The 15625-nt window shown below is 45.8% G+C and carries 14 protein-coding genes and 1 riboswitch; all 14 genes read right to left on the reverse strand.

Annotation, left to right across the window (positions count from 1 at the left end):
- Positions 1–241: 241 nt before the first annotated feature.
- Positions 242–1003, reverse strand: coding sequence for a DUF3307 domain-containing protein (locus tag ARB69_RS24250; RefSeq protein ID WP_055155264.1), 762 nt, complete (start codon positions 1001–1003; stop codon positions 242–244).
- Entirely contained in the window at positions 993–1679 is a 687-nt protein-coding gene (locus ARB69_RS24255) for a SatD family protein (protein WP_050642075.1), read from the reverse strand. The genes ARB69_RS24250 and ARB69_RS24255 overlap by 11 nt, the downstream gene beginning before the upstream one ends.
- 311 nt (positions 1680–1990) lie before the next feature.
- Positions 1991–2767 carry a TrmH family RNA methyltransferase gene (locus ARB69_RS24260; RefSeq protein WP_050642076.1) on the reverse strand — a complete coding sequence of 259 codons (777 nt, stop codon included), beginning with the start codon at positions 2765–2767 and terminating at the stop codon, positions 1991–1993.
- Positions 2768–2803: 36 nt separating this feature from the next.
- On the reverse strand, positions 2804–3460 hold the full coding sequence (locus ARB69_RS24265; protein ID WP_050642077.1) for a potassium channel family protein: 657 nt from the start codon (positions 3458–3460) through the stop codon (positions 2804–2806).
- 41 nt (positions 3461–3501) lie between these two features.
- Positions 3502–4881, reverse strand: a complete 1380-nt coding sequence (locus tag ARB69_RS24270; RefSeq protein ID WP_050642078.1) for a TrkH family potassium uptake protein — start codon at positions 4879–4881, stop codon at positions 3502–3504.
- 263 nt (positions 4882–5144) lie between these two features.
- Positions 5145–5837 carry a response regulator transcription factor gene (locus tag ARB69_RS24275; protein WP_025654428.1) on the reverse strand — a complete coding sequence of 231 codons (693 nt, stop codon included), beginning with the start codon at positions 5835–5837 and terminating at the stop codon, positions 5145–5147.
- Entirely contained in the window at positions 5830–6885 is a 1056-nt protein-coding gene (locus tag ARB69_RS24280; RefSeq protein ID WP_055155265.1) for a sensor histidine kinase, read from the reverse strand. The genes ARB69_RS24275 and ARB69_RS24280 overlap by 8 nt, the downstream gene beginning before the upstream one ends.
- Positions 6886–7000: 115 nt before the next feature.
- A complete protein-coding gene (gene metK / locus ARB69_RS24285; protein WP_050642080.1) occupies positions 7001–8188 on the reverse strand; it encodes a methionine adenosyltransferase in 1188 nt (395 codons plus the stop codon).
- Between the two features lie 142 nt (positions 8189–8330).
- A riboswitch (SAM riboswitch) is annotated at positions 8331–8428 on the reverse strand.
- Between the two features lie 139 nt (positions 8429–8567).
- A complete protein-coding gene (locus ARB69_RS24290) occupies positions 8568–9137 on the reverse strand; it encodes a GNAT family N-acetyltransferase (RefSeq protein WP_050642081.1) in 570 nt (189 codons plus the stop codon).
- 89 nt (positions 9138–9226) lie between these two features.
- Positions 9227–10654 (reverse strand): CapA family protein, encoded by a 1428-nt coding sequence (locus ARB69_RS24295; protein WP_070102557.1) that lies wholly within the window; start codon positions 10652–10654, stop codon positions 9227–9229.
- 565 nt (positions 10655–11219) lie between these two features.
- Positions 11220–12512, reverse strand: a complete 1293-nt coding sequence (locus ARB69_RS24305) for a UDP-N-acetylglucosamine 1-carboxyvinyltransferase (protein ID WP_025654423.1) — start codon at positions 12510–12512, stop codon at positions 11220–11222.
- 141 nt (positions 12513–12653) lie between these two features.
- The gene (locus ARB69_RS24310; protein WP_050642083.1) at positions 12654–13172 is read right to left on the reverse strand and encodes a shikimate kinase; all 519 of its coding nucleotides are present in this window, start codon (positions 13170–13172) and stop codon (positions 12654–12656) included.
- A gap of 213 nt (positions 13173–13385) precedes the next feature.
- Complete coding sequence (locus ARB69_RS28535) at positions 13386–14024, reverse strand: hypothetical protein (RefSeq protein WP_070102558.1); 639 nt, start codon at positions 14022–14024, stop codon at positions 13386–13388.
- Positions 14025–14226: 202 nt separating this feature from the next.
- Complete coding sequence (locus ARB69_RS24320) at positions 14227–15330, reverse strand: PD-(D/E)XK nuclease family transposase (RefSeq protein WP_055155267.1); 1104 nt, start codon at positions 15328–15330, stop codon at positions 14227–14229.
- Between the last annotated feature and the right edge of the window lie 295 nt (positions 15331–15625).

Below are 15625 nucleotides of genomic sequence, written 5' to 3' on the forward strand. Positions count from 1 at the left end.
GACCACTATGTTTGTGCATTATGGCAAAGAAAAAGAAGCTCTGTTACGAGCTTCCTAAAGAATGAACGCTAAATCGACTGTGAATAGTAACCACCGTTTTTATTCTAAAATAAGTATATCTTGGAGCCCTGTTTCCTTCTCATATTAAAATCCAGACAGAAATCCTATCTCAAAGATCTCCGCCTGGATTCTATTCTGCTTATTTATAAGAGCCGAAAAACATTGCCTTCCGCACCGGCTTTCATGGAATGATAAAAGACGTCATAATAACAGCTAGGGTGCTTAACAACGTTCCTAATAAATAATACTCCGCAAATTCCGGTACTTTCGCAATCTTATCATATCTTGCAATTGACTTAGCTGTTAAAACCAGGCCAATCGCCGCGTATTGTCCTAATGATATGAAAACCAACATAATAAAACGCTCTATAGTTCCAATGAACCTTCCTGCATTATAATTCTCTTTTCTCCCCAAATCCTTATCTTTTGGCCTGTAGACCGATAACATTTTGGATATGGCAATATTTGCAGGCTTGTGTATCATAAGCACTGCCGTAATCCATGAGGCTGTCACGGCCCCAGATATCCCTGCTGTCTCAGCAAAGTCTGCGATACAGCGTAATAAATTTAACCTGCATCCATATATGGTAAAACAGTATGCAATGATAAGCAGGCTGATAATGTGAAGAGCCTGATCTATGAAGAAAATTTTTTGTTCTCTATACACTATTGTTTTTACTTTGTTTTTAGTTTTGAGATTATAGTAAAATTTTGACAAGTCTACTATCATATGTACCATCGCAGCTATCATCCCATATAGTAATACCTCATATGACATTACAAATACTGAAACCAGTATAACGGCTGCCCAATAACAAAGGCCGTGTATAAAAACCCATTTCAAGCTTTTTGTTTTTTTATCTGCCATCGTTTCCGTCTGGAAATAAAAATCTCCAATTACATGGGACAACAATAGTAACATGAAAAATTCTCTAAATATCATCCTGAGTTATTTCCCCCAACACTTTACCTACAGTATCCAGTGCTTCCTTATATGCATAATACCTCCCCTTTGCAAGTATACGCTGTACCGTAGACTGTTGAATCCCCATACGCCGCGCCACATTCACCTGACCGTCCTGATGTCCAAGCATATCTGTTATTACCTCTCTCTGCCTGTCACTCCAGGAATCTTTAATCACTGTCAGCAAAGTAAAGATTGTATTTATCATAATTGTAACTGACTCATTATCACCTTCAATACCAAGACGTATGTCGGCAGAGTCAATCTGTTTCCGCTTTTCGTTTTGCTTCAAATACTCTACCGCTTCCCGAGCCTTATGATACCCGGGACCGTCTGCACCTATTGCCATATCAGCGTTGATATCAGTAATGATTTCTCCCACACCGATTCCATAACGAATTTTCACCGGGTACATCTTGCTTTCTATCTCCGTAATGATCTGCAGGATATTGCTCCCGTTACACAGAAGCCCTTGAAATTCATCGCCTAAAGTTATCATGAAATTTGATGAAATGTCTTCATAATATTTCTGATTCACTTCATTCAATACTTTTTGTAACTTTTCCTGAATCTTTTTTCTGTCATTTAGCTTTTTTGAATCCTTAATATCCCCTATTATTGCTATATACGGCATATAATTAAAGAAAAAGAACATAATACTGCGCCTCCATTCCTTTTCATTATATAGCCTTACGGATGAATAATCAACAATTATGTATCATACAGGCTATAATTGAAGATTATAGCCTGTATGATACATAATATCGAAAATAATTGTACGTGAATGCATCAATTACTATAATTCCCTGCCTGTATTAATATAGCATATCCCTCTAAAAGTAAGGCGCTTCTGCACACTGTGCAACGCAGTACCAGTACATCGTAAAATAAGTAACTGACTCATAAGCTGAGATAAATTTTCGAGAGTGCTGCTCCACAAACGCAAGCGCAGTGGGCTGCGCTGTACTAACCCCGGCGCTGCCTGCTCACCTCGAACATCAGCACCGCAGCAGCCACAGCGGCATTGAGCGATTCTGCCTGCCCTTCCATGGGAATTCTCACCCAGGCGTCCGCTTTTTCTGCCACCTCCGGGCGCAGGCCGTTTCCCTCATTTCCAATCAGAAATGCAGTTCCGCCGCAATAATCTTCCTTATCATATGAATTTTTCCCCTCCAGGTGCGCTGCATAGACCCGGATATTTTTATTTTTCAGATAAGCAATCCCCTCCATCATATCATCCATGTACAAAAAGGGCATCCGATATACAGCACCCATCGTAGACCGGATGGTTTTCGGATTATAGATATCCACGCAGTCACGGCTCAGCAGAATCCCCGTCACTCCCGCAGCCTCGGCTGTACGGAATATGGTTCCCAGATTCCCCGGATCCTGCAAGTTATCCAGTACCAGAATGTGCGGATTCTTCTGCCCTGCAATCTCCTCCATCGTATACGACATCTGCCGTACAACTGCCAGTATCCCCTGAGGGCTCTTGGTGTCTGAGACATGCGCAAACACCGAATCCGTAAGCACTTCCGGCTGCGCACCGTATTTCTTTAATTCTTCCTCATGTTTCCCATAATAAGTCTCCGATACATACAACCTGACCAGGCTCTTTCCGGGTGTCTCGCCTACCATACGGGATCCCTCGGCTACAAATACACCCTCCTGATTTCTGGCTCTGCTTTTCTTCTGAAGCTGCAGCAGCTCCTTTACTTTTTGATTGCTTGTGCTTGTTATCATACTGATACACCATTACCTTCTAAAATATATCAACCACTAAAACGTCTTATCCTGAAACTTCGCCAGCACAGAGTTCGCACCGATTACAATAATGATACATTCCGCCGGCAGAGGCTTGTGAGGATCAAAAGTGACATCCACTTCCTCACGCTGCATAACCCCGACCACATTAATTCCATAGCGCTCACGTACCTTCAGTTCTGCAAGGCTCTTTCCTACCCAACGTTCCGGAATCACTGTTTCAGCCATGCTGTATTCTGAAGACAGTTCGATCCAATCCGAAAATGCGGTGGATACCAGGCTCTTGGCTACCCTGCTGCCCATGTCACGCTCCGGATACACAATGGCGTCCGCGCCGATTTTCTCCAGGATCATCCCCTGAAGTTCATCCCTCGCCTTGGCAAGTACATAGGGAATTCCCATCTCCTTACATGCAATGGTGGCCATAATACTGGCCTCCAGACTCTCCGATACCGCAACCACGGCTCCGTCCAGATTCCGGCCGCCCAGTGACAGAAGGGCATCCGGATCCGCCACATCGGCGCGCATGGCGTAGGATACGGAATCCGATATCTCCTGCACTTTCTCATAAGATTTATCTACCACGATTACATCGCTGCCCAGACTTTCCAGCGTGAGCGCCACACTGCGCCCAAAACTTCCCAGGCCAAATACTGCATACTGCTTCTTCATTTTATTTTCTCCTGACTAATCCTTTATTTTTCAGACACGCTCTAACCGAGCATAATTCGTTTTTCCGGCAGATCCCTCAGCTGGGAAGCCGAATTGGCGCGCCCTGCGAATACGAGCGCCAGAGTAATCGGACCGATACGTCCCACATACATCAGAACCATCAGCACCGCCTGGCTTATACGGCTCAGCTCCGGCGTCAGATCCGCCGTCAGTCCGACCGTCGCCATCGCTGATGTCACCTCGTACATGATCCGCATAAAGTCTATCCCCGGCTCCAGCACCGTTATCAGTGTCACCCCTGACAGCCAAAACAAAAATGTCAGCAGAATAATCGCAATCCCAGATCGCACAACGGATGGTTCGATTTTTCTGCCAAAGCATTCCGTATCCCGCTTTCCTTTGAGCACCCCAACGCCGGTGAGCAGCAGCATAGCCACAGTCGTTGTCTTCACACCTCCGGCAGTTCCAGCCGGAGAGCCTCCTACAAACATCAGGATACATGCGAGAAGCTTGGAACCCGATGTCAACCCGGCCTGCGACACGCTGGCAAATCCTGCTGTCCTGGTCGTAACAGACTGAAAACCGGATGCCATCAGCTTCTGCCAAAAATTCAGTCCGCCCATAGTCTCCGGGTTCTTATATTCAAGAACAAAAAATCCCAGAAAGCCGGTAATTAAGAGTACTGCCGTCATAGTCAGCACGATCTTCGTCTGCAGCTTCAGGCGCATGAACAGACGCCTGGGAGGCTGTCTTTGAATAATGACACGCTTCGTATTTGTGTAAATGTCGTGCCATACCGGGAATCCCAGACCGCCGAGCACAATGAGAAATATGGTGGTAAGACTGACAATCGGAGATTTTACATATCCCATATAACTGCTGTTTCCCAGTATATCGATCCCTGCATTGCAGAATGCCGACACCGCATGGAAGACAGAATAGCATATCCCCTCCACCAGTCCGTATTCGGGAATAAACCGAATCGAATAGAGAAGCGCTCCGATTCCTTCCACCACAAATGTTCCGCGCAGAATACGGATCACGAACTGCACCATTCCGGTCAGCGTATCCAGACTATAAGTCTGCTGGATGACCACACGCTCCTTCATTGTTATCTTCTTTTTTATAATCAGAAAGAAAGCAACCATACATGCGATCACGCCCAACCCGCCGATCTGAATCAACACCAGCAGAATTCCCTTTCCGATCACGGTAAACTGTACCGCAGGCGTAATTGTAACAAGCCCGGTCACACAGACAGCCGAAACAGCGGTAAACAATGCATCCGCAAAAGCAATCGGTTCCTGATTGCTGACAGGAAGCCATAAAAGCACAGCTCCCAGCAAAATAACACCCAGAAACCCCACTGCAATTTTCTGCATGGTATTCAGGCTCATTTTTCTTAAACTTTTATTCTTCATTTCCTAACACCTTGAATTATATTCCGGATAAACCGGTATGTCTTTTGGAGTATGCCTGGCAGTGACTTTAAAGACGATAAAATATCCATATCATTTATGATTATAGAGACTATTATAAGCAGCCGCTTTGGTTATCATTCTAACACAAGCTTCCGAAAAAGGACAGTCCCGAAATCATTCGGAACTGTCCCTTATCAGGTTATTCAGTATTTCTTTTGTATTATACAGTTAGTTGCAGCCCGCTCAGATCCTCATCTATCCTGTTAAACTTTAAACCGGTACCCCACACCCCATATAGTCTCAATATACTGGGGATGAGAGGTATCATATTCGATCTTCTCACGGATTTTCTTGATATGCACCGTAACAGTAGCAATATCCCCGATGGACTCCATATCCCAGATCTCCTGGAAAAGTTCCTCCTTTGTGTATACATGGTTTGGATGCCCTGCGAGGAAGGTCAAAAGATCAAATTCCTTCGTGGTAAAGGATCTTTCCTCCCCATTCACCCATACCCGTCTTGCCGTTGTATCAATCTTAAGCCCTCGGATTTCGATGATTTCATTCTCTTCCACATTGCTCCCGATCAATCTCTCATAACGTGCCAAATGTGCCTTTACACGCGCTACAAGCTCACTCGGGCTGAAAGGTTTTGTCATATAATCGTCTGCGCCCAGTCCCAGTCCTCTGATTTTGTCAATGTCATCCTTTTTCGCCGATACCATAATGATCGGCGTATTCTTCTGGTCGCGCACCTGTCGGCAGATTTCAAATCCATCCACGCCCGGCAGCATCAGATCCAGGATAATCAGATCATAATCCTCTTCCAGAGCTTTTCTGCGCCCGATCTCTCCATCATTTGCAACGGCCACCTCGAAGTCGCTGAGTTCCAGGTAGTCCTTCTCAAGGTCAGCGATGCTTTCCTCGTCCTCGATAATCAAAATTTTCTTACTCATCCAACGGTACCTCCTGATATTTTCTGATTACAAAATACATTGTTGTTCCAACCCCATCCTCGCTGGTCGCCCAAATCTTGCCGCCGTGCTCTTCCACGATCTTCTGTACGATAGAAAGCCCGATACCGCTTCCTCCCTTAGAAGAATTGCGTGAAGCATCCGTCCGGTAAAACCGGTCGAATATATACGGCAGATCTTTCGCGGCGATTCCCTTTCCATTATCCCCAAGTTCCACTTGGATAAAATCACCCACATCCTTTAAACTCATAGTAATCTTCCCTTTTGGTTTATCCATATATTTCAGGGAATTAGTAACAATATTATTAATAACACGCCTGAGCTGTTCCGGATCCACAATCACTTTCGAATCCGTCTCCACATAATTGCAATATGTGAATCCCACACCCTTTGCCTCCAGTTCAAGAGACAAATCCTCCGCACAGTCGCCAAAATACTGGTTGGCCGATATCGTTGTAAAATTATAAGGTATACGATTAGTATCAATCTTTGAGTACAGCGTCAGCTCATTAATTAGCAGATCCATCTCATTAGCCTTATTGTATATTGTTTTAATGTATCTGTCCATCTTTTCCGGCGTATCCGCCACACCATCCATAATCCCCTCGACATAGCCCTTAATCGCCGTAATAGGGGTCTTCAGGTCATGCGAGATATTACTGATCAGTTCCTTATTCTCTCTATCATATGCAATCTTATCCTCCGCATTCGCTTTCAGGCGCAGACGCATCTCCTCAAAATCCCGGCACAACTGCCCGATCTCATCATCCGTTTCACTTTTAATCTCAAAATCAAGATTCCCCTCTTTAATATTCCTCGCCGCCCGCTGCAGCTTCGCCAGCGGAACAGACACCGTCCTGTAAATCCAGTAAATCAACAGCGCAGCCGTCATAAAGACAACCAGCAGATAAAGCTGCTGATACTCCCCAATCTCCCTGGGCGCAAACGTATGCACTGCAACCGTAGTAAAAAGCGTTGACAGAATCATCAATGTCATAAATGCAATAACCAGTTTCGTTTTAAGCTTCATGATTTCCTCAAAGGGGTCTGACCCCTTTGCCCTCCGTTTTCTGAATTTTCTGAAAAAAGCAGGCTCCCGAAGGCGCCTGCTTTATCTTTTATTTTACGCACCTAATACTGTTATATTACAGATATTTTTTCAATGCGTCAACTTTATCTAACTTTTCCCATGGTAAATTTAAATCATTGCGTCCAAAATGACCGTATGCCGCGGTCTGTTTGTAGATCGGCCTGCGCAGATCCAGCATCTTGATGATGCCTGCCGGACGCAGATCGAAGTTCTCGCGGATAATCTCTACCAGCTTATCTTCGCTTACTACACCTGTACCGAATGTGTCAACCATAATGGATGTTGGCTGTGCCACTCCGATTGCGTAGGACAGCTGAATCTCACATCTCTTTGCAAGGCCGGCTGCTACGATATTCTTTGCCGCATAGCGTGCTGCATATGCTGCGGAGCGGTCTACTTTCGTGCAGTCCTTTCCGGAAAATGCACCGCCGCCGTGGCGTGCCATTCCGCCGTATGTATCCACGATGATCTTACGTCCTGTAACACCGCTGTCACCGTGAGGCCCGCCAATGACAAAGCGCCCCGTTGGATTGATGAAGAACTTGGTATTCTCGTCTACCATGTCTGCCGGAATAATCTCGTCAAATACATACTTTTTGATATCTTCATGAATCTGCTCCTGTGTCACATCCGGGTCATGCTGTGTGGAAAGAACGACTGCCTCCAGTCTCTTCGGCGTATTGTTTTCATCGTATTCCACTGTTACCTGTGTCTTTCCATCCGGACGAAGGTAGGTGAGAACTCCGTCTTTTCTGATCTTAGTGAGCTGTAATGCCAGTTTATGTGCCATCGCGATTGGATAAGGCATATATTCTTCTGTCTCATCTGACGCATATCCGAACATCATTCCCTGGTCGCCTGCGCCGATTGCCTCGATCTCATCGTCTGACATCTTATTCTCTTTTGCTTCCAGCGCTTTATCCACTCCAAGTGCAATATCCACAGACTGTTCGTCAATTGCCGTGAGCACGCCGCAGGTATCTGCGTCAAAACCAAGTTTATCCTTCGTATAGCCGATCTCTCGCACCGTCTCACGCACGATTTTCTGAATATCCACATATGCTTTTGTGGTGATCTCTCCCATAACCAAAACAAGTCCTGTAGTTGTACAGGTCTCACATGCCACACGGCTCATTGGGTCCTGTTCCAGCAGGGCGTCCAGAACTGCATCTGAGATCTGATCGCACATCTTATCCGGATGTCCTTCTGTTACTGATTCTGATGTGAATAATAATTTTTCCATACTCTTTCTCCTCCTTAAATTGTCAGGACTGCTCTTTTTAGCAATCCGAATCAGCACTTTCTCTCCGGAGTCGTTTTCTTTACATTGAATATAAAGAAAACAGCCCACAAGAAGCGGACTGTTTATATCATATAAATCAATCCTCTTATTGTTCGATTACTCGCTCAGGTTGGCACCTTCCTTTTTTGGGGTTGCCGCGGCTTCACAGATCCTTTGTATCTCCACCGCTCTGAATAAGAGAAAGCTTGCTTTATTAAATTGTTTACTATACTTCAAACCTTACACCGTATTGCGCGAAATGTCAATATATTTTCCACTATTTATAGATTTTTTATGAGTGAGGGAGTGAGAAGCCCATGTAGGCTTGCCCACTTTGTTCTCAAATCAAAATTCTATCTGTATCCACTTCTCCCACAGGTAATATGGGCACCGGCTGCGTTGGATGCTCACCCAGCATCTTTTCCATCCAGATCATATCGTACCATGTATCAAATTTATAACCGCATTTATGAAAATGCGCGTTTGTTTTATAACCCATTTTCTCATGAAATGCGATGCTCTCCGGATGCGGGTAGGCAATGCATGCATTCAGATTCAAAATATGCTGCTCTTTTAAAATAGCCTCCAGCTTTCCGTATAACAGCCTTCCAATCCCCTGTCCTTTATATATCGGCCTGATATAAATGGTAGTCTCAACCGCCCAGTCATATGCTGCCCTGTCCTTAAATGGTGATACATAGCTGTATCCTGCAATTCGTTCACCATCCACAGCTGCAAGCCAGGGATATCTCTCCAGCGTCCTCTTAATCCGCCCGGAAAATTCCTCCAGCGCGGGCGGCTCATATTCAAATGTAATGGCCGTTTCCTTCACATATGGTTCATAAATGTCCAGCATTTCCTGTGCATCCCTGGTATCCGCCATGCGCACAATAATTTTCTGTTCCTCCATCCTTCCGCCTCTTCTTCAATACCTGCAGCAGACTTCGCCTTCTGCAGATCTTTTCATTCTCTGCACTGCGTGCAGACCGTTTCACATCCTTATTTCTTCTCTGTAACCACACCGTTTTCATCAATTCCCGCGTTGGGCGATAACCCTTCCAGAAAATCATAAAATGCGGTCTGCTCCTGCTGATCGCTGATATACTGTGTCGTAAATCCGGTCTGCAGACATGGCACAAAGGACATTTGCTTCAGCCCTTCTGGTGTAAGATCCAGTTTCAGAAGCCCCGTGTACTTTGTCTCATCATTAAACCAAAAATCTCCCATGCTGTAAACCACCGGTCTGCCGTCTATGTATTCAATTCCCTGAAGTACATGAGGATGCCCGCCAACCACAATGTCAGCGCCCGCCTGCAGGAATTCCGCTCCCATATTGTGCTGATTTTCTTCATATGTATTGGTATCTTCCGGCCCCCAGTGTATGTAAGCAATCAGATAATCACACTGCCCTGCGGCATCCGAAATCACCTGCTTATATTCTGCAGGATCATAGGCCTCCAGCACCCCCGGGGAGTCCGTCTCTGCCTTAGGGGTATAAAATACGATCTCCGCATTGGTAGCCGCCACAAAACCGATCTTCATGCCGTTTACGACAAAATATACCGGCCGTCTTGCCTCCTCACTGTTCCTGCCGCCGCCCACATAAGGAATCTCCGCCTGATCCAGAAGATCCATCGTATCCATCATGGCATCCCTTCCATAATCATAAACGTGATTATTGGCCAGTGAAACCAGATCCGTTCCCATTTCCTTCAAAAGTCCCATCCGTTCCGGCTTCGCACGAAATGTATAAAGCTTCCCTTCCAGCGGCTCACCTCTGTCACTGATACAATACTCGTGGTTCAGATAGAAAATATCCGCGTCATTAGACATCTGCAAGATCTCAGGCGAAATACACTGTGACAGGTCATTCACCGTATCATAATGATCCAAAACAAATCCATCCTCAGCAAAACACAAATCCCCGGCAATCACCACCTCCGCCTGGTCCGTCTTCCCATCCTGCAGAAAAATCCCCTGTTCTTTGGCAGTTTGCGCATCATCGAGTTTCCCGTCATACCGGTCGCGAAGAACATGCATTGTCTCCCCCAAAGCCTCATAAATTCCTTGCCCAGAAATCTGTCCTTTCCGAACGCGCTTCAAGATCGCCTCCCGTTTCCCGGAATAAGTATCCATAACCCAGGCCCCAAAAGACTTCCTGCCGGCGGCCTGCTTCTCTGCCGAAACAGGAACCGTCTCCTCACTATCACCAAAAGTCTCAACAAAACAAGCCTGAACCGCCTTCACGCCCCGCTCAAGCTCTTGGGCCGCCAAACGCCGCCGATGCCCCCTGACCCCCAGACTCACCGCCAGAACAATCACAACAACAACACACCCGCCAAAAACCGCCACTCTGCGCCGAACCTCCCGCTTCCGTTTCTCCAGCCTCTGTCTGCGCAATTCCGTATCATACCTGTCACTGCCCATAACTCAAATCCTCTTTCCGTAAATTCCAACTCCGCCCGCCGGCCCCAACCGACCTGCCGAATCCTTCTTCATCCAGTAGCCGCCCTCTGCAAAAACACCTGTACTAGAGCGTGTCTGAAAATTCATTGCCGCAATTTTCAGATACGCTCTAAAGCCTCAAGAAAACAATCCCACACTCCTGCTAAAAAGTCAAGCCCCAACTCCGCCCAAAAACAGCCACCCCAATCCGCCGCTCCCGCCCCAAAAGCCTTCCGGGTGCAAAACGTCCCGCCTTGAAAAGCCCAGCCCCGGCTGTATGGAATCGTGTGCTTTCCGCGTGCGTAAATAGGGATATTAGATTTACTTATATGAAAATACGGAAAAATGCAGGTCAAAACTATGATTCCGAATCATAGTTTTGCGCCGGCCTGACGCGTGAAATCCATCAGGATTTCACGTGGCATGCCGGCGTTGCCTGCATTTTCCCGTATTTTCATATTAGTAAATCTTATATCCCTATTCCCGTACGCGGAAAGCACACGATTCCATACAGCCGGGGCGGACCCTTCTCCAAGCCCCCCGTTTCTCACCCAACTTTAAACTTGAACTTCTGTATCTCTTTTTCGCTGGATACTTTTTCAATCATCCCGCCCAGCCCGCGGAGTTTTTCTTCAAATCTCTCATAGCCTCTCTGGATATAGACAATATCATCAATGATCGTAATCCCGTCTGTTGCCAGGCCCGCAATGCAAAGAGCTGCCCCTGCCCGCAGATCCGGAGCGCTCACCCGTGCACCGGAAAGCTTCTCCACACCTTCAATCGTCGCTGAATTACCTTCTACCTTAATCACCGCGCCCATTCTGGCAAGTTCATCCAGATATTTAAAACGATTCTCGAAAATACTTTCTGTAATTGTGCTTGTTCCTTTTGCCAGAGCCAGTGTCACGCCGATCTGAGGCTGCATGTCTGTCGGATAGCCTGGATAAGGCAGTGTCTTAACCTGTGTAGACGACAGTCTCCTTTTTGCTACAACACGCACTGCGTCGTCAAACTCTTCTATTTCGCAGCCAATATCAACCAGTTTGGAAATCGTCGCATCCAAATGTTTCGGAATTACATTCAAAACCGTAACATCACCCAAAGTTGCTGCTGCCGCGAACATAAATGTCCCTGCCTCAATCTGGTCCGGGATGATGGAGTATTCCGTCTTGTGAAGAGACTTCACACCACGGATCTTAATCACATCCGTTCCCGCTCCCTTGATATTGGCTCCCATACTGTTCAGGAAGTTTGCAACATCAACAACATGCGGCTCCTTGGCAACATTCTCCATAATCGTCAGGCCGTCAGCCATGGCTGCAGCCATCATTACATTGATGGTAGCCCCTACGGTTACAACATCAAAATAAAGATGGGTTCCTCTGAGAACCTCTGCTTCTGCCACAATCTTACCGTGTTCAATATCCACGTCAGCACCCAGAGCACGGAATCCCTTCAAATGCTGGTCTATCGGACGGCTGCCGATATTGCACCCGCCCGGAAGCGCTACTTCTGCTTTTCTGTATTTCCCAAGCAGAGCACCTAGCAGATAGTAGGACGCTCTGATTTTCTTTATATAATCATATTCGATATTAAAGTCGCCGATTGTGCTTCCGTTAATCTTTACTGTGTGCGGATCCACTCTCTGCACCGTAGCGCCGATTCCCGCTATGGCCTCCAGCATCACATTAATATCATTTACATCTGGCAGATTGTCAATCAGGACAGTCTCGTCCGTCATAATCGCCGCTGCCAGAATAGCAAGTGCCGCATTCTTGGCTCCGCCTATCTCAACTTCCCCTACAAGCGGACTGCCGCCTTTAATAATATATTGCTCCATATTGCACCTCGATTATCCGATATTGTTATCGTGATCCCTTATCATTATTCCCCTGTTACTTCTTCAAGTCCAATTTTCAATATGCTAAGACATTATACCATAAAATGAAAATTTGTAAAATCATTTTTTCCCGTACTTCCGTCAATCCACTTGTCTTCCAGGATCTTCCACAGCGTTCAGTACGTTCTCTATGGTCTGTTCAATCCGGCATCCATCTTCGGAAATGGTAATATCCGCATACATTTCAAACAGCTTCGTCCGCTCATTATACAGGTCACGGAATGTCTGCCCTTCCTTCAGGACAACTCCGCGCTTTTTGGGACTTCGAATCCTTCTTTTTATTGTTTGATAAGAAGCCTTCAAATATACGACCGTTCCGATTTCTTTAAAATGCCTCATCGCCTCTTCACAGTAGATCACACTGCCACCCGGCGATATCACAGCATTTTTCACATCCAGATCACGGTTGACCTGATTTTCAATTTTCAGGAATCCCTCTTCTCCAACATCTGCAATAATCTCGCGCAGGAGCCTATCCTCTTGCTCTTGAATCAGCAGATCTGTATCAACAAACTTCATGCCCAGCCTTTTCGCCACAACAACACCGACTGTGCTCTTTCCGACTGCCGGCATGCCAATAAAAATAAGATTTTTTTTCATGAGTATATCCACCTTGATTTATCCTGACTATCCATGATTCTGCAGCCTCACTGCAGATCCGCCCGCAGGGCATAGTTTACGGGATGCCCTTTGGACAGTAATACATCTTGCGGCATTATATCATGAATCAAGATTCATGACCGCCATTCGCCGTTCGGAAAATGTGCAGGCACGCTTTCCTCACTAGCGTTCATTATATCATATTTTTTTTAATTAGTAAAATTTGCGCCTGCATCGCCGGTTATCGCACCTGCGTTTATACAATTCCTGATACAACATTACTTCCACCATATCGCGCAGCCAGTTCTGCCCTCCAGGCCCCTGAGGCGGACGGTTCTGCGGAGGACGGCCCGGTCTTGGCGGGCGGTTATCCTGCGGCGGACGCCCTGGTCTCGGCGGGTGGTTATCCTGCGGCGGACGCCCTGGTCTCGGCGGGCGGTTATCCTGGGGCGGGCGCCCCGGTCTTGGCGGACGGTCATTCTGCGGCGGGCGTCCCGGAAGGTGTATCGCCTGCTCTTCCATGAGATCTTCCGAAAACAGCTCCTCTTCCATCATCTCTTCCGGAAAAACGTCCTCGTATCCTTCCCCATAAAACATCTTTTCATGTTTACGTACATTATCATAGATCCGGCTGCACATCATACGCAGCTGCAGTTTATCCGGATATTCGTCATACATCATGCTGCAATCGTACTCCATTCTGTCACACTCATCTTCTACATACGGAAGGATTTTTTTAGCCATTGACGGATAGAGACTTTTCATATATTCAAAGTCTCTCCGCTCAATTTTCTCATCATCATACGCAAGCGGCATAGGGTATGCCATGTAATAAGGCAGTTTTGGATTCATAGTACACACTTCCATTTCAAGACATTATATGGTTAGTATATGCTATTAGCAGAAAATCGTTAATTCATGGGAGTATTCTCTTTTAAATTTGCATCCTTTATAATTTCTGACAATGCAATCACCTCACATATTAAGTCCATACAACTAGTAAAAGAGACCTGCGTCCGGTCTCTTTTACTAGTCCTGTTATATACTTTACAGATCATTTACCATCCCGCTGCAAATCTGCCACCAAACGCTTTAATGCTTCAACTTCTTTCTCTGCTTCTGCCGCTCTTTTTTCTGCCTGCGTCTTTTCCCTTTTGGCCTGTTCTTTTTCCCTGGCAGCCTCTTCTTTTTCCCTGGCAGCCTCTTCTACTTCTTTTTTAATCTCCTCCAGCTCTTTCCTTGCTTTCTCGGCCTCTTTTTTCATGGCATCCAGCTGTTCCTGCTGTTCTTCAATCATATACTGCACTGTGTTTCTGTCAAGCTCAAGAAGTTCTTCTGAAAACATATCCATCACCCCTTCGATATTGCGGCACATCTCATACACTTCTTCGTATATTTCTTTAAATGCCGGATATTTCTCTATGAGTTCTAAAATCCGATCCGGGCTGTCCTCGCTAAAAAATGTTAGCCAGGCATCCAGTTCGTTATCTATAGTTTTATTGTGATTGTTTTCTTTATAAATGTCAAGTGGAATCAAAACATACTCCTGCAGCATATTCAGCTCCAGGCCGGTATTAAATACTTGTTTGGAATAATGGATATACTTATCCACTGTATGAAATTCAGATGTGCTTTTTTCGAAAAATACGATGGTATAGACCGTTTTTATATCTTGATAAGTAAACTTTTTATTCCTTCGACTCTTCACTCTTTTGTACTGCCGGAGCAGTGAATCCGCGGAATAACATGCGCAGCGTTGTCCAGGGAATGCATACCCTATCTTTTGTATTTCTACGTTGGCCAGGCTTCCGTCATCCAGTTCCACTATGATATCAGTAATTAACAGTGTGTTTTCATCCGCTATTCTAACAGAATCATTTGGAAGTATCTGCCGTATTATCACTTTTCGTTTCAACAGCAGGGTCAACAGAGATTCCAGCCTGTCCGGGTGCACTTCAGGACTCATTATCTCTTTGAAAAAGGAATCATAAACCATTTTAATTCCTCTCGCGCCGGTACAAAAATCTAAAAATTCTTCCTTCTTCTCCTGGCTCCAGAGTTCAAACTGTCTCAGGCAGTCCGGATGCATGCAAATATCTTTTAACACCTCCTTTCGTGTCCTGATTTGTGGAAAATACTCTTGTAGTCCTTTGTGCATAGGCACTCTCCCTTCTTTTGTTTTTTAATCATTCACGGAAACTGTTTCGAATCTGAAACGCCGAAATGAGAAGTCTTGCGGCTGTGAAATGGCTGAAACGCCTGCCGCTTTTGATAACATCAGAATAACACGTGTTTGACCAGAATGCAAGAAACAAAATCGGGATTTAGTTGACAGGCTTCAGTCCTGTCGACGGACGGGGACGCTTCATGACAGGGAGACCGGGAAGGTGCTGGGGCTGTATATGCCGTTGCGATATGCACCCATGCTGCTAAGTGATTCTAGAACAGCCGAT

It is taken from the genome of Faecalicatena contorta, assembly GCF_001404335.1.
GTDB lineage: Bacteria > Bacillota > Clostridia > Lachnospirales > Lachnospiraceae > Faecalicatena > Faecalicatena contortus_B.

What these genes read in the sequence shown, in the direction of transcription:
- ARB69_RS24250 (WP_055155264.1), bottom strand. Translation starts at nt 1,003, where the DNA reads ATGATATTTAGAGAATTTTTCATGTTACTATTGTTGTCCCATGTAATT.
- ARB69_RS24255 (WP_050642075.1), bottom strand. Translation starts at nt 1,679, where the DNA reads ATGTTCTTTTTCTTTAATTATATGCCGTATATAGCAATAATAGGGGAT.
- ARB69_RS24260 (WP_050642076.1), bottom strand. Translation starts at nt 2,767, where the DNA reads ATGATAACAAGCACAAGCAATCAAAAAGTAAAGGAGCTGCTGCAGCTT.
- ARB69_RS24265 (WP_050642077.1), bottom strand. Translation starts at nt 3,460, where the DNA reads ATGAAGAAGCAGTATGCAGTATTTGGCCTGGGAAGTTTTGGGCGCAGT.
- ARB69_RS24270 (WP_050642078.1), bottom strand. Translation starts at nt 4,881, where the DNA reads ATGAAGAATAAAAGTTTAAGAAAAATGAGCCTGAATACCATGCAGAAA.
- ARB69_RS24275 (WP_025654428.1), bottom strand. Translation starts at nt 5,837, where the DNA reads ATGAGTAAGAAAATTTTGATTATCGAGGACGAGGAAAGCATCGCTGAC.
- ARB69_RS24280 (WP_055155265.1), bottom strand. Translation starts at nt 6,885, where the DNA reads ATGAAGCTTAAAACGAAACTGGTTATTGCATTTATGACATTGATGATT.
- metK (WP_050642080.1), bottom strand. Translation starts at nt 8,188, where the DNA reads ATGGAAAAATTATTATTCACATCAGAATCAGTAACAGAAGGACATCCG.
- ARB69_RS24290 (WP_050642081.1), bottom strand. Translation starts at nt 9,137, where the DNA reads ATGGAGGAACAGAAAATTATTGTGCGCATGGCGGATACCAGGGATGCA.
- ARB69_RS24295 (WP_070102557.1), bottom strand. Translation starts at nt 10,654, where the DNA reads ATGGGCAGTGACAGGTATGATACGGAATTGCGCAGACAGAGGCTGGAG.
- ARB69_RS24305 (WP_025654423.1), bottom strand. Translation starts at nt 12,512, where the DNA reads ATGGAGCAATATATTATTAAAGGCGGCAGTCCGCTTGTAGGGGAAGTT.
- ARB69_RS24310 (WP_050642083.1), bottom strand. Translation starts at nt 13,172, where the DNA reads ATGAAAAAAAATCTTATTTTTATTGGCATGCCGGCAGTCGGAAAGAGC.
- ARB69_RS28535 (WP_070102558.1), bottom strand. Translation starts at nt 14,024, where the DNA reads ATGAATCCAAAACTGCCTTATTACATGGCATACCCTATGCCGCTTGCG.
- ARB69_RS24320 (WP_055155267.1), bottom strand. Translation starts at nt 15,330, where the DNA reads ATGCACAAAGGACTACAAGAGTATTTTCCACAAATCAGGACACGAAAG.